Here is a 13,666-nt window from a genome sequence, read left to right as displayed (position 1 = left end):
CCCGGCCGTCTGCGCCGAAGAGAACATCGGAAATGGAGGGGGGCGGACCCTTCGGTCCGCCCCCCTCCGGGCTGGTACCCCCGACCGGATTTGAACCGGTGTTTGCGCCGTGAGAGGGCGACGTCCTGGGCCGCTAGACGACGGGGGCGATCTGACCCGCTGAAGCGGGTGTTTGTCCTGCCGAACGGATCGGCAGCGGTACCCCCGACCGGATTTGAACCGGTGTTTGCGCCGTGAGAGGGCGACGTCCTGGGCCGCTAGACGACGGGGGCTTGAAGGACACCGGTCAGATCACCGACCGGCCTTCGCTGGGGTACCAGGACTCGAACCTAGACTAAGTGAACCAGAATCACTCGTGCTGCCAATTACACCATACCCCACGGTGTCTCGCCTCCGGCACGGCCGTCGGCGACAGGACTAGAGATTACCCGAACCGCCTTCGGAGGACAAAATCGCGAGGCGTGAACATCCCCACTCATCAGGCCAGAAAGCGCAGCCGGCCAGCCAAAGGTCGGGGCTGGGCCGTCGCCGGCGCCCCAGCCCCGACCGGCGACGTCAACCGAGCCGCTCCCGCAGGGCGCGCAGACGGGCGAGCGAGGACTCCCGGCCCAGGATCTCCATTGACTCGAAGAGCGGCGGCGACACCTGCCGTCCCGTCACGGCCACCCGAAGGGGTCCGAACGCCAGGCGCGGCTTGATGCCGAGCCCCTCGACGATCGCGGCGCGCAGCGCGGACTCCAGGCCGTCGGCCGTGAAGGGGTTCTCGGACTCGACGACGGGGATCGCGGCGTCCAGCACCTCCGGCGCATTGTCCTTGAGCTTCGCGACGGCCCTGTCATCGACCTCCAGGTCGGCGTCGGCGGCGAAGAGGAACCCGAGCATCCCGGGCGCCTCCCCCAGCAGCTGGATGCGGGTCTGGATGAGCGGCGCCGCGGCGGCGAGGATGTCCCGCTCGCGGGCCGTCAGCTCCGCGGGGCTCCCCGCCCCCAGCAGGCCCGCGCGGTGCAGGAAAGGCACGATCCGAGCGCGGAAGTCCTCCGCGTCGAGCATCCGGATGTGCTCGGCGTTGATGGCGGTGCACTTCGTCCCGTCGAAGCGAGCGGGATTCGGGTTGACGTCGGCGATGTCGAAGGCGCGCACCATCTCGTCCAGGGAGAAGACGTCGCGGTCGGGGGCGATCGACCAGCCGAGCAGCGCCAGGTAGTTGATGAGCCCCTCGGGGATCATCCCGTGCTCGCGGTGCAGGAGCAGGTTGGACTCGGGGTCGCGTTTGGACAGCTTCTTGTTGCCCTCGCCCATGACGTAGGGGAGGTGGCCGAAGCGGGGCATGAACTCCGCGACTCCCAGCTCCTCCAGCGCGCGGTAGAGGACGATCTGGCGCGGCGTGGAGGACAACAGGTCCTCTCCGCGCAGGACGTGCGTGATCCTCATCAGCGCGTCGTCGACGGGGTTCACCAGCGTGTAGAGCGGGTCCCCGTTGGCGCGCACGATGACGTAGTCGGGCACCGAGCCCGCGCGGAAGGTGATCTCACCGCGCACAAGGTCCTCGAAGGAGACGTCCTCATCCGGCATCCGCATGCGCAGCACCGGCCGGCGCCCCTCGGCCCGGTAGGCGGCGATCTGCTCGGACGTGAGGTCGCGGTCGAAGCCGTCGTAGCCCAGCTTCGGATCCTCGCCCCGGGCGACGTGGCGCGCCTCGACCTCCTCGGGCGTGGAGTAGGCCTCGTAGGCGTAGCCGCCCTCCAGGAGCCTGGCCGCGACGTCGCGGTAGATGTCCGTGCGCTGCGACTGGAGGTAGGGGCCGTACGGGCCGCCCTTGTTCACGCCCTCGTCCCAGTCCAGGCCCAGCCAGTCCAGGGACTCCAGAATCTGGTTGAAGGACTCCTCGGAATCGCGCGCGGCGTCGGTGTCCTCGATGCGGAAGACGAAGGTCCCGCCCGTGTGACGTGCGTACGCCCAGTTGAACAGGCAGGTGCGGACCATCCCGACATGGGGGGTGCCCGTGGGCGAGGGGCAGAAGCGGACGCGGATGTCCGAGCCCGTTGCGGTGGTGACAGTCATAGTGAGGCCAGTCTAGCGCCGGGCGATGCCCGTTCCCGGGCCGCCGGCCCGCCCCGGGACCCGGAGGGCGGCCGGGACCGCGAGGCCCGTGCACCTGCGCAAGTGCGCGAATTCCGCAGAGCTGATGAGCCGTCTCACCGCCCGATGTTAGCGTCGCCTCGACGGTCGGCATCGACGCCGGCCTCATGGACATCGGCCTCTCTCCACGGCGGTGAGGGGCGAAGAGGGGTGAGGGCATTGGCCGGACCGTTTCTCCTGGGAATCGACATGGGCACCGGCGGAGCCCGGGCAGGCGTCTTCGACACTGCCGGGCACGTCATGGGAACCGCCGCGACGCAGCTGAGGACCGACTTCCCCAAGCCCGGACGAGCCGAGCAGGACCCGGAGGAATGGTGGTCCTGCATCGTGCGTTCGGTGCGCGGCGCCGTCGAGAGGTCGGGGGTCGCCCCAGGCGACATCGCCGGCATCTCAGTCGATGCGACGGCCGCCACGGTGGTGGCCATGGACTCGCGCGGCAGGCATCTTCGACCGGCGCTGCTGTGGATGGACGTGCGGTCGTCCTCGGAGGCGGACAGGATCGCAGCGACGGGCGACTCCGCTCTCAAGTATTCGGGCATGGGACCCGTCTCCGCGGAGTGGGGCGTTCCCAAGGCGCTGTGGTTGAAGCATCGCGAGCCCGAGATCTGGGACGCCGCCGCGATCGTCTGCGACTGCACCGACTGGATGATCCATCGGTTGACCGGCGAATGGGCCATGTCCATCAACCATGCGGCCTGCAAGTACTTCTACGACGGGGACGCCGGGGGCTGGCCGGTGAGCCTGTACGAGAAGGCCGGGATCGAGGACCTGCTCGACAAGGTGCCCTCCCGGATGGCGCCGATGGGTGAGGTGGTCGGCGGGCTGGCTCCCCTGGTGGCCGACGAACTCGGCCTGGAGGCGGGGACCCCGGTGGCGGAGGGAGGCGTTGACGCCTACGCCGGCGCCATCGGACTGGGCGTCGTCGAGCCGGGCAAGATGGCTCTCATCACCGGTTCCAGCCATGTCATGATCGGGCAGTCACCGACCCCGCTGTACGGGCGGGGCATCTGGGGCTCCTACACGGACGCGATCGTGCCCGGCGAGTACACGGTCGAGGGCGGGCAGATCTCCACAGGTTCGGTTGTGGCCTGGTTCAAGAACAATCTCGCGCCCATCGCCCAGCGCCTGGCGGCGGATCGCGGCTGCGACCCGTACAGGATCCTCGACGAGGAGGCAGCCGAGATCCCGATCGGGTCGGAGGGCCTGGTGTGCCTGGACCACTTCCAGGGCAACCGGACGCCGTACTCGGACTCGCGTTCCCGGGGCCTGTTCTGGGGCCTGTCCCTGTCCCACACCGAGGGACACATGTTCCGCGCGATCCTGGAGGGGATCTGCTTCGGCACCGAGAGCATCTTCCAGAACATGCGCGCGCACGGGTTCCCTCCGCGGGAGGTCGTCGTCTCGGGCGGGCCGGCCAAGTCGCGCCTGTGGATGCAGATGCACGCCGATGTCTCCGATCTGCCGATGGTCTTCACCGACGTCACCGAGGGACCGCTGCTGGGGTCGGCGATGCTCGCCGGAGTCGGGGCGGGTCTCTTCCCAGACCTTCCCGCCGCCGCGGCTGCCATGGTCCACACCGTCGACGTGATCCAACCGGATCACGAGGCCCACCAGGCCTACCAGTACAACTACCAGGCCTACCTCGACACCTACCCCGTGATGCAGGGGCTGATGGACAAGATGACCCGGCATCTCAACAGGTCATGAGCGACACCGAGCATGAAGGAGCAATGAACATGACAGAGACGATGACCGCGGCTGTGATGCACTCGGTCGGGGACATCCGGATCGAGCAGGTTCCGAGGCCCGTTGCGGGCCCGGGCGAGGCGCTCCTGAAAGTGGCCGCCTGCGGGGTATGCGGATCTGATCTGGCGCGGATGTTCCTCAAGGGGCCGCACAGGCTGCCCCTGATCTGCGGTCACGAGTTCTCGGCCTGGGTCGAGTCGGTCGGCGAGGGGGTGACGTCGGTGGCGCCGGGGGATCTCGTCACGGTGCCTCCGATGATCCCCTGTTTCCGCTGCCCTCCCTGTGTCGAGGGCCAGTACAGCCTCTGCGAGGACTACGACTACTACGGGTCGCGCCGCGACGGCGCCTACGCCCAGTACGTCACCGGACCGGCGGACCTGCTGCTCAAGGTCCCGGAGGGACTGGACCCCCGCGCCGCCGCGATGGTGGATCCATGCGCCATCGCGTTGCATGCGATCTGGCGCACCACGCTGCGCCCGGGCCATCGGGTCGCCGTGATGGGGGGAGGAGGGCCGATCGGGCTGTTCGCGGTCCAGTGGGCCCGGATCATGGGCGCCGACGAGGTCGTCGCCGTGGACGTGTCCGCCCAGAAGAAGGAGCTCGCCCTCGAGGCCGGCGCCGATTCGGCGGTCAGCACCGGTCCCGAACTGGAGGCGATCGTCGGCAGGGGGTTCGACTGCGTGGTGGAGACCTCGGGCGTTCCCGCCGTCGAGGACATCGCCGTCGGGATCACGGCTCGACACGGGTCCGCCGTGTTCATCGGCATCCCGAACGCGCCCGTGACTCTCTCGCGAGGCACCTGGGATCGGATGATGCGCCTCGAGATCGATGTCCGCGGGTCATGGAACTCATTCTCGGCGCCGTTCCCGGGCGCCGAGTGGACGACCAGCCTGCACCACATGGCCGTCGGGGACCTCAAGTGGCAGTTCATGATCACCCATGAGGAGCCTGTCGAGAAGGTTCCCGAGTTGATCGGGCAGATGTGCGAACGCGCCGTCTTCTCCTCGAAGGTGCTGTTCCTCCCCAACGGAGAGCTGTGAGCGAGCCCACCGATGACCACCTGCTGCTGAGAGTGGCCCAGCTCCATTACGAGCAGGGACTCAACCAGCAGCAGGTGGCATCCCGGCTGTCCCTGTCGCGTTGGCAAGTGGGGCGCATGCTCGATCGCGCTCGGACACGCGGGATCGTCCGGATCGAGATCGTCCACCCCGAGGCGCGCTCTCACAAGTTGGAGGAACGGCTGGTCGCCATGTTCGGGATCCGGGACGCCGTCGTCGTCCCGGGCGCGGACACGGAACGAGGCACCTGGCGTCTGGTCGCGCAGGCGGCCGGCGAGTACCTCGCGGACCGCGGGAGCGAACTCCACACCGTGGCCGTGTCCTGGGGTCGGACGATGGGCGAGATCGCCCACCAGATTCCTGTCGACTGGGCGAATCGCCCGACCGTCGTCCAGGCGAACGGCGGGCTCAGCCGGCCGGGTCCGGGCGCGGTCGCCGGAGTGGTCGGGACCATGGCGAGCCGCGCCCGCGGGGTGCCGGTGTTCCTGCCGGCTCCGGCGATCGTGAAGTCCCGCGCCCTCGCGAGCGCCCTGCGCGCCGAGCCGGTCCTCAAGGAGGTGCTCAAACTCGCCCAGTCGGCGGATGCGCTGGTGTTCTCGCTGGGGCCGGCCGCCCGCGACTCCGTGCTGGTGTCATCCGGGCTGCTGACAGCCGACGCCATCGACGACATGGTCGCCCGCGGCTGCGTCGGCGACGTGCTCGGAAGGTTCCTGGACTCCGCAGGCGAGTCGGTGGACGACTCCCTGGACGCCAGGACCATCGGATTGGGCCTCGATGACATCCGCTCGTCCGCGCTCGCAGTCGCCATCGCGGCCGGGCCCCGGAAGTCCGGAGTCGCACGCGCGGTGGCCAGCCACGGGCTGTGCGATGTCCTGGTGACCGACCGGCAGACGGCCGCCTCGCTCGTCGATGCCTGAGACGCCTCCTGCCGTCGGCGCGCCTGGCCGTCCGAACCGGCACCGGGGCCCCGAATCATTGAAGACACGGAATCGAACCGAAAGGTGTTGACATGTCATTGACCAACCAGCCGACCAGGTCGGACGTCGCGGCGATCATCGACCACACGCTTCTCAAGCCAGAGACCACACCCGACGCGGTGACGGCGTTGGTGGCCGACGCCGTCGAGATGGGCGTCTGCTCGGTCTGCGTCTCTCCCAACCAGTTGCCCGTGCCGCACCCGTCCTCGTTGAGGATCGCCGCGGTCTGCGGGTTCCCGTCCGGCGCCCACCGTTCCGCAGTCAAGGCTCTGGAGGCGTCGCGTGCCTGTCAGGCCGGGGCCGACGAGATCGACATGGTCATCGATCTCGCCTTTCCCCAGACCGGGCGCTACGAGCTGACGGAGTCTGAGATCGCCGAGGTCCGTCACGCGGTGCCTGACGCCACGCTCAAGGTCATCATCGAGTCGGCCGTCCTCGACGACGACCAGATCGTCGAGGTCTGCCACGCCGCCGAACGGGCAGGGGCCGACTTCGTCAAGACGTCGACCGGTTTCCACCCCGCAGGCGGCGCCAGCGTCCATGCGGTCCGGCTGATGCGCGACGTCGTCGGGGACCGTCTCGGAGTCAAGGCGTCCGGCGGCATCCGCGACTCCGAGGCCGCGCTGGCGATGATCGCCGCGGGGGCCACCCGCCTGGGGGTGTCGTCGACGAGGGCGATCCTCGCGGGGCTGCCGGGATGAGGCCGATCCCCGCGCCGCGTGGATGTGCCGCCGCGAGCGAGCCCTGACTGTCTCACGCATCGCCCGACCTCAATATTCACATGTTTAGTGTTGTTTCTACCATCATAGATGTTATCCTGCTCGGGAGCCTGGGCGCCGGATGACCGCGACCCCGGCACCGGCGGCTCCCTCGGAGAACCGCCTTCCTTGCGCCGATGGAAGAAGGAACACGACAATGACCGACCATCTCAGGGACCTCACCGACGCGGGCGTGTCGGTCTGGCTCGACGACCTCTCGCGGGAGCGGCTGGCCAGCGGGAGCCTCGCGGCGATGATCCGGGACGACCACGTCCGCGGCGTCACCACGAACCCGACGATCTTCGCCGCCGCGATCGCACGGGGCGACGCCTACCTCGGACAGCTGCGGCAGATCGCGGCCATGCCGACCGCCGAGGCGATCCAGCAGCTGTGCGCCCAAGACGTGCGAGAGGCCTGCGACCTGTTCGCCGAGCTCCACCGGGCCACCGGCGGCGAGGACGGATGGGTCTCCATCGAGGTCGAGCCCGCCCTCGCGCATGACGCGGCCGCCACGCTCGCTCAGGCCCGTCAGCTGCGCGCCCTGGTCGCGCGCGACAACGTCCTCATCAAGATCCCGGCGACGACCGAGAGCCTGCGGGCCGTTGAGAACGCCATCGCGGAGGGCATCAGCGTCAACGTCACACTGATCTTCTCCGTCGCCCGCTACGACCAGGTGATGGAGGCCTACGCCCGCGGCCTCGCCCGCGCACGGGACGCAGGCCTCGACCTGTCGCGGATCCACTCCGTCGCCTCGGTGTTCATCTCCCGCCTGGACGCCGAGGTCGACCAGCGTCTGCGGGCGCTGGGGCGCCCAGACCTGTGCGGACAGGCCGCGATCGCCAACGCCCGGGTGGCCGTCGGCCACTTCGCGGCCTTCTTCTCCCGAGAGCCCTTCGCCGGGCTCGCCTCCCGGGGCGCGCACACCCAGCGCCCGCTGTGGGCCTCGACGGGCACCAAGGATCCCGCGTATCCGGACACGCTCTATGTCTCGGAGCTCGTCCATCCGGGCACGGTCAACACGATGCCCGAGAAGACGCTGCGCGCGTTCGCCGACCACGGGCGCCTGGGCGCGCCGCTGGCGGGCCGGGCGGACGACGGGCGCGCGGCACTCGCGGCTCTGCGGGAGGCCGGCGTCGACCTCGACGACGCCTTCGGGGTCCTGGAATCCCAAGGCGTCCAGAAGTTCGTCGACTCGTGGAAGCGGCTCGCCGCCGACGTCGAGGAGGCGCGCCGCTCGCTGCCCTCCTGAACGGGCGTCCCGCCGGTTGTTGTTTTCCACATCTGACATGTTAGAATCATCAGGCAAAGTGAGGCGGCAGGGAAGCCGCCCTCGTCTTCGGTATCGGGAGGACCCATGGGACTGCGCATCGTTGTCGCCGCAGACGCCGCCGGCGTCGACTACAAGGAGGCCATCAAGGCCGATCTGGAGGCCGACCCTCGCGTCGACTCCGTCATCGACGTGGGCATCGCCCCCGGAGAGGCGACGCCCTACCCGCACCAGGGAGTCGCCGGCGCGCGCGCCATCGCCGAAGGCCGGGCCGACCGCGGGATCTTCGTGTGCGGAACGGGGATGGGGATGGCCATCTCCGCGAACAAGGTGCCCGGCATCCGCGCCTGCACAGCCCATGACAGCTTCTCCGTCGAACGCCTGATCATGTCCAACAACGCCCAGGTGCTGTGCCTCGGTGAACGCGTCATCGGCCAGGAACTGGCCCGCCGCCTCGCCCGGGAGTTCCTCGGCTACACCTTCGACCCCGGTTCGCACTCCCAGGCCAATGTCGAGCTCATCGAGAAGTACGAGTCGGAGCTCGGCGCCGACGGGGCCTCCGTCCCGGCCTCCTGCTGACCGGTCCCGCGTCCGGTCGGACCGCACGGCCTCCCGACCGGATGCGGCCCGCCTCTCCCACGATCCACCGGGAGGGCGGCGCGCGTCGCGCCGCCCCCTCCGGCCATTGCAGGCCCGACGACATCGGGCACCCTCTTCACAGAAGGAACAACGATGTTCACATCCTCTGCCGGAGTCTTCCTCTTCGGTCTCCTCGCCGCCCTCGGGGGCGGATCGGTCGGAGCAGCGATCGGCGCGAACTACGCCTTCGTGCTCACCGGCTTCTCCGTGCTCACCTCATGGGGCGTCTTCGCGGCCACGGGGAACACCTTCGGCTTCGACTACCTGGCCTTCGGCCCCTTCATGGGACCCCACATCGCCTTCGCTGGAGGCGTCGCGGCGGCGATCTACGCCCGATATCGGGGGCGGCTAGCCGACGGCAAGGACGTCAACACCCCGCTCGCGGGCCTCGGACACCCGGACATCATGCTGGTCGGAGCGCTCTTCGGCGCCTTCGGCTACGTCTGCCAGATCGGCGTCAGCCACATCCCGTGGTTCGGCACCCACACCGACTCCGTCGCCCTCACCGTGCTCCTCTCAGCGATCCTGGCGCGCCTCGTCTTCGGCGGCATCCCCGGCGCCGGCCTGTTCAAGGGCTCACTGCACAACGCCGAGCTGTTCCCCCCGGAGGCGACGACCTTCCCCGCGAAGATCAAACCCGGGCCCAACGGCCGGTGGCTGGAGTGGCAGGAGCGGCCCAGCCAGCTCTTCACGATCGGCTCGACCTTCGGCGTGCTCGCCGGCGGCGCGTCCCTGTTCCTCGCGGCCAACGTCGGCGCCCGCCTCACCGACCTGGGCTTCGCCAACGACCTCGCGGCCCGAAACGCGAACACCTTCGTCTTCGGCATCTCCGCGATCGTCGTCCTCTTCCTCATCACCAACCGCAACATGCCCGTCCAGCACCACGTCACCAACATCGCCGGCCTGGCCGCCGTCCAGTTCTTCCCCATCCTCATGGGCTCGACCTTCGCCGACTTCACCTGGACGGCGACGAGCACCTGGGACTCCCACGAGTGGCTCATGGCGTTCCTCGCGCTGCTTGTCGCCGCGGTGTTCGGCATCTTCGCCGCCGGACTGGGCGAGTTCTGCGCGCGTCTGTGGTACGACCGTGGCACGAGCCACATCGACCCGCCGGCAGCCTCGATCTGGCTGTCCAACACCGTCGTCGTCTCACTGGCCGCGCTCGTGTCCTGACGCGCCCCCGATGACGCGCCGCACCGCCCTCGTCAAAGGAGAATCCTGATGGACAACTCGCATCCCGCCTCGCCCAGCGCATTCGGGAGGGCCTACGTCTTCGACATGGACGGGACGATCTACCTGGGCGACCGCCTCCTCCCGGGAGTCCGGCGCACCATCGGGGAGCTGCGCCGCCGCGGGATCCCCGTGCGCTTCCTCTCGAACAACCCCACCAAGGACCCTCAGCAGTACGTGGAGAAGCTCGAGACGCTCGGCCTGCCCACCGGCATCGACGACATCTGCAACACCGTCGTGACGACCACCCGGTGGCTGAAGGAGCATCACACCGACGCCACCGTCTTCGCGATCGCAGAGGAGCCTCTCAGGCGGGCCCTGAGCGAGGCCGGCATCCGCCAGAGCGAGGACCCGGAAGAGATCGACATCGTCATCGCCTCCTACGACCGCACCTTCGACTACCGCAAGCTCCAGATCGCCTTCGACGCCATCTGGTTCCACAAACGGGCCTTCCTCATCCAGACCAACCCGGACCGCTTCTGCCCCTTCCCGGGCGGGCGCGGCGAGCCGGACTGCGCGGCCATCACCGCCGCGATCGAGGCCTGCACGAACACCACCTGCCGGGTCAACCTGGGCAAGCCGTCGCCGATCATGATCCAGGAGTCTCTCCGGGGCGCCGACGTGGCCCTGGAGGACTGCGTCATGGTCGGAGACCGCCTCCAGACCGACATCCAGATGGCTCTCGACACCGGGATGAGATCGGCCTGCGTCCTCACGGGCGAGGCGACCGCGGAGGACGTGGCCGCACTGGACGACACGCACCGCCCGACCTGGACCATCGACCGGCTCGACCGCCTCATCCCCTCCTCCGTCTGGGAGGAGCTGGGGTGGGCGGAGACCGACGACTGAACGACCACCACCCCACGGACTCAAGGAAGAGACACACGACCATGACGACCAACGGAACCTACGTCCTCGGCATCGACTACGGCACGGAGTCGTGCCGCGTCGCGATCTGCGACCTCGAGGGACGCCCCCTCACCTTCGCCGCGACCGCCTACCCCACCGCCCACCCGCATCCGGGCTGGGCCGAGCAGAACCCCGAGGACTGGTGGAACGCGTTGCAGGCCTCCACGCACAAGGCGCTGGCGAACTCCGGAGTCTCGCCCGCCTCGATCATCGGCATCTCCTACGACGCCACGACCCTGTCGATGGTGGCCATGGACGATCGCGGGGCCGAGCTGCGCCCCGCCATCATGTGGATGGACGTGCGCGCCACCGACCAGGCGGCCCGCTCGAACGGATCCGACTCCGTGGCGCGCCTGTACAACGGAGGCGGCACCGCCCCCGCCATCGCCGAGTGGTATCCCTTCAAAGCCGCCTGGCTGAAGGAGAACGAGCCCGAGACCTACGCGAGGGCGGCCCACCTCGTCGACGCCCCGGACTGGGTGACCTACAAGCTCACGGGCGAGTGGACCACCAACATCAACTCCGCGGCCCTGCGCATGTACTACAACCGCGACAAGGGAGGCTGGCCCGTCGACTTCTACGAGACGATCGGGTGCGGCGACGTCTTCCCGAAGATCCCCGAGCGCGTCGTCGACCTGGGGCGGCCCGTCGGCACGCTCGCGACGATCCCCGCCCAGCTCCTCGGGCTGCGCCCGGGCATCCCCGTCGCCCAGGGTCCCGGCGACGCCTGGGCCGGCCAGATCGGGCTGGGCGTCCTCGACCCCGGGTCGATGGCCCTGATCACCGGCTCCTCCCACGTCCTCACCGGGCAGTCCGCCACCGAGATCCACGGGCCCGGCTTCTTCGGCGCCTACACCGACGGGGTCGTCCCCGGCCAATACACCGTCGAGTGCGGCCAGACCTCCACCGGTTCCGTCCTCAAGTGGTTCCGAGACAACTTCGCGGCGGACTTGGTCCAGGCCGCGGAGAAGGTCGGGCTCAACCCGTACACGATCCTTGACGAGCGCGCCCGGGCCATCCGCCCCGGCAGTGACGGCCTCATCGTCACCGAGTACTTCCAAGGCAACCGGACTCCGTACTCCGACTCCCGGGCGCGGGGCATCATCTCGGGCCTGTCGCTCATGCACACGCCCGCCCACATGTACAAGGCGATCCTCGAGGCCGTCTGCTACGGCACCGCCCTCAACATCCGCTCCGTGGAGGCGGCCGGGATGGACGTCCAGCGCCTGGTGGCCTGCGGGGGCGCCACGAAGAGCCGCGACTGGATCCAGATGCACGCCGACATCACCGGCGTGCCCGTCACCCTCACCGAGGTCGGGGACGCCGTGGTCCTGGGCACCTGCATGCTCGCCGCGGTCGGCGCCGGCGCCTACGCCAGCCTCACCGAGGCCGCGGGCCGCATGGTCCACGACATCGAGGTCATTGAGCCCGATCCCGAGCGCCACGAGGAGTACGCCTTCTACGTCGACCGTTACGCCGAGCAGTTCCAGACGCTCCAGCCGATGCTCCACACGGTCGTCGACCACGAGAACCAGCAATGATTGGAGATCCCACACATGTCTGACCTCATCCGGCAGGCCCTGGCGGACGCGGACGACACCGCGGTCGTCGTCATGGGCCACGATGTCCTGGGCGAGACCGGCCGCGTCTTCACCGAACTCTTCGGCGGCTCCCGAGCCATCGTGGTCGCCGACGAGAACACCTGGGCGGTGGCGGGAGACGCGGTGACTGCCTCGCTGAGGGCCGCCGGAGTGCCCCTGGAGGACCCCTATGTCTTCCCCGGGCGCCCGACGCTCTACGCCAGCTACGACAACGCGGAGAAGCTGCGCGACCATCTGCGCGGGGTCGACGCCATCGCCTGTTCGATCGGGTCGGGTTCTCTCAACGACCTCACGAAGCGCGCGAGCGACGAGCTGGGGCGCCGATACATGAACGTGTGCACGGCGGCCTCGATGGACGGATACGCGGCCTTCGGCGCCTCCCTGACGGAGAACGGCTTCAAGCACACCATGAGCTGCCGGGCTCCCCAGGCGCTCATCGCCGACCTGCCGACCATGGCGGGGGCCCCCCGGCGGTGCACCGCGTCGGGGCTGGGCGACCTCATCGAGAAGATCCCCGCCGGTGCCGACTGGATCCTCGCCGACGAACTCGGCGTCGAGCCGATCGACCAGGAGGTCTGGGACCTCGTGCAGGGGCCGCTCCCCCGTGCGATCAGCGATCCCGTCGGCCTGGCTGAAGGGCGTCCCGAGGCCTTCGAGGGTCTCGCGGAGGGCCTCATCATGTCGGGGCTGTCCATGCAGAAGTACCGGATCAGCTCCCGCCCGGCCTCCGGGGCCGGGCACCAGTTCTCCCACGTCTGGGAGATGGAGCACCTGGGGATGGACCAGGATCCGCCTCTCACCCACGGTCTGAAGGTCGGCCTGGGCACCATCGCGGTCCTCGCCCTGTGGGAGCGCGTCCTCGACCTCGATCTCTCCGCTCTCGACATCGACGCGCGCGCCGCGGCCTGGCCGGACGCCGAGGCGATGGAGGCCCGGGTCCGCGCCAGCTTCACCGGGACGATGGTCGAACCGGCGGTGAAGGAGACCATGGCGAAGCACCTCACCGCCGGCCAGCTGCGTGAACGCCTCGCCCTCATCCAGGAGAGGTGGCCCTCCATCCGCGAGCGCTGCCGCGCTCAGGTCCAGCCCGCCGCGACGATCGAGAAGATCCTGGCCGACGTCGGCGCGGTCACGCATCCCCAGCAGATCGGTCTGACCCGGCGGCGCTTTCACGACACCTACCTTCGGTGCCGCATGATCCGCAGCCGCTACACCCTGGTGGACTTCCTCGAGGAGCTCGGCGTCCTGGAGTCCGAGACCGACAGCCTCTTCGCCCCGGACGGTTTCTGGGGCCGGCGCCCCTGGACGAAGTGAGTCCACTCCCACCCCACCCTGCCCTGGA

11 protein-coding genes and 3 tRNA genes are annotated in these 13,666 nt (G+C 69.3%); 10 read left to right on the top strand and 4 right to left on the bottom strand.

Annotated elements, in window-relative coordinates; translation table 11 throughout:
• Positions 1–72: 72 nt before the first annotated feature.
• The 4 genes from ACFQWG_RS02290 to gltX form a co-directional block, all read right to left on the bottom strand.
• Positions 73–148 (bottom strand) — tRNA-Glu (locus ACFQWG_RS02290).
• A 51-nt stretch (positions 149–199) separates the two neighbouring features.
• Positions 200–272: transfer RNA gene (locus ACFQWG_RS02285), tRNA-Glu, on the bottom strand.
• A gap of 36 nt (positions 273–308) precedes the next feature.
• Positions 309–380, bottom strand: a tRNA-Gln gene (locus ACFQWG_RS02280).
• A 175-nt stretch (positions 381–555) separates the two neighbouring features.
• Positions 556–2,061, bottom strand: coding sequence for a glutamate--tRNA ligase (gene gltX / locus ACFQWG_RS02275; protein WP_380971734.1), 1,506 nt, complete (start codon positions 2,059–2,061; stop codon positions 556–558).
• Here gltX and ACFQWG_RS02270 point away from each other — a divergent pair.
• The 10 genes from ACFQWG_RS02270 (at position 1,990) to ACFQWG_RS02225 (ending at position 13,638) form a co-directional block, all read left to right on the top strand.
• Positions 1,990–3,846 (top strand): FGGY-family carbohydrate kinase, encoded by a 1,857-nt coding sequence (locus tag ACFQWG_RS02270; RefSeq protein ID WP_380971732.1) that lies wholly within the window; start codon positions 1,990–1,992, stop codon positions 3,844–3,846. The genes gltX and ACFQWG_RS02270 overlap by 72 nt on opposite strands.
• A gap of 29 nt (positions 3,847–3,875) precedes the next feature.
• Positions 3,876–4,925, top strand: a complete 1,050-nt coding sequence (locus ACFQWG_RS02265) for a galactitol-1-phosphate 5-dehydrogenase (protein ID WP_380971730.1) — start codon at positions 3,876–3,878, stop codon at positions 4,923–4,925.
• A complete protein-coding gene (locus ACFQWG_RS02260) occupies positions 4,922–5,860 on the top strand; it encodes a sugar-binding transcriptional regulator (protein WP_380971728.1) in 939 nt (312 codons plus the stop codon). The genes ACFQWG_RS02265 and ACFQWG_RS02260 overlap by 4 nt, the downstream gene beginning before the upstream one ends.
• 92 nt (positions 5,861–5,952) lie before the next feature.
• Positions 5,953–6,621, top strand: coding sequence for a deoxyribose-phosphate aldolase (gene deoC / locus ACFQWG_RS02255; RefSeq protein ID WP_380971726.1), 669 nt, complete (start codon positions 5,953–5,955; stop codon positions 6,619–6,621).
• A 214-nt stretch (positions 6,622–6,835) separates the two neighbouring features.
• The gene (gene tal / locus ACFQWG_RS02250) at positions 6,836–7,927 is read left to right on the top strand and encodes a transaldolase (RefSeq protein ID WP_380971724.1); all 1,092 of its coding nucleotides are present in this window, start codon (positions 6,836–6,838) and stop codon (positions 7,925–7,927) included.
• A 105-nt stretch (positions 7,928–8,032) separates the two neighbouring features.
• Positions 8,033–8,524 (top strand): ribose-5-phosphate isomerase, encoded by a 492-nt coding sequence (locus ACFQWG_RS02245; protein WP_380971722.1) that lies wholly within the window; start codon positions 8,033–8,035, stop codon positions 8,522–8,524.
• A 153-nt stretch (positions 8,525–8,677) separates the two neighbouring features.
• The gene (locus ACFQWG_RS02240; protein WP_380971720.1) at positions 8,678–9,757 is read left to right on the top strand and encodes a hypothetical protein; all 1,080 of its coding nucleotides are present in this window, start codon (positions 8,678–8,680) and stop codon (positions 9,755–9,757) included.
• A gap of 48 nt (positions 9,758–9,805) precedes the next feature.
• Positions 9,806–10,663 carry an HAD-IIA family hydrolase gene (locus ACFQWG_RS02235; RefSeq protein ID WP_380971718.1) on the top strand — a complete coding sequence of 286 codons (858 nt, stop codon included), beginning with the start codon at positions 9,806–9,808 and terminating at the stop codon, positions 10,661–10,663.
• A 41-nt stretch (positions 10,664–10,704) separates the two neighbouring features.
• Entirely contained in the window at positions 10,705–12,264 is a 1,560-nt protein-coding gene (locus tag ACFQWG_RS02230; RefSeq protein WP_380971716.1) for an FGGY-family carbohydrate kinase, read from the top strand.
• A gap of 15 nt (positions 12,265–12,279) precedes the next feature.
• Positions 12,280–13,638, top strand: coding sequence for a sn-glycerol-1-phosphate dehydrogenase (locus ACFQWG_RS02225; RefSeq protein ID WP_380971714.1), 1,359 nt, complete (start codon positions 12,280–12,282; stop codon positions 13,636–13,638).
• The last annotated feature ends 28 nt before the right edge of the window (positions 13,639–13,666 follow it).

This window comes from Schaalia naturae (genome assembly GCF_042665795.1).
Classification (GTDB): Bacteria; Actinomycetota; Actinomycetes; order Actinomycetales; family Actinomycetaceae; genus Pauljensenia; species Pauljensenia naturae.
This window is presented reverse-complemented; position numbering and strand designations above follow the sequence as displayed.

Excerpts from the sequence above, each read along its gene's own strand:
- ACFQWG_RS02235 (WP_380971718.1), top strand. The coding sequence starts at position 9,806 with ATGGACAACTCGCATCCCGCCTCGCCCAGCGCATTCGGGAGGGCCTAC.
- deoC (WP_380971726.1), top strand. The coding sequence starts at position 5,953 with ATGTCATTGACCAACCAGCCGACCAGGTCGGACGTCGCGGCGATCATC.
- gltX (WP_380971734.1), bottom strand. The coding sequence starts at position 2,061 with ATGACTGTCACCACCGCAACGGGCTCGGACATCCGCGTCCGCTTCTGC.
- tal (WP_380971724.1), top strand. The coding sequence starts at position 6,836 with ATGACCGACCATCTCAGGGACCTCACCGACGCGGGCGTGTCGGTCTGG.
- ACFQWG_RS02270 (WP_380971732.1), top strand. The coding sequence starts at position 1,990 with ATGGGGGGTGCCCGTGGGCGAGGGGCAGAAGCGGACGCGGATGTCCGA.
- ACFQWG_RS02245 (WP_380971722.1), top strand. The coding sequence starts at position 8,033 with ATGGGACTGCGCATCGTTGTCGCCGCAGACGCCGCCGGCGTCGACTAC.
- ACFQWG_RS02240 (WP_380971720.1), top strand. The coding sequence starts at position 8,678 with ATGTTCACATCCTCTGCCGGAGTCTTCCTCTTCGGTCTCCTCGCCGCC.
- ACFQWG_RS02230 (WP_380971716.1), top strand. The coding sequence starts at position 10,705 with ATGACGACCAACGGAACCTACGTCCTCGGCATCGACTACGGCACGGAG.
- ACFQWG_RS02225 (WP_380971714.1), top strand. The coding sequence starts at position 12,280 with ATGTCTGACCTCATCCGGCAGGCCCTGGCGGACGCGGACGACACCGCG.
- ACFQWG_RS02265 (WP_380971730.1), top strand. The coding sequence starts at position 3,876 with ATGACAGAGACGATGACCGCGGCTGTGATGCACTCGGTCGGGGACATC.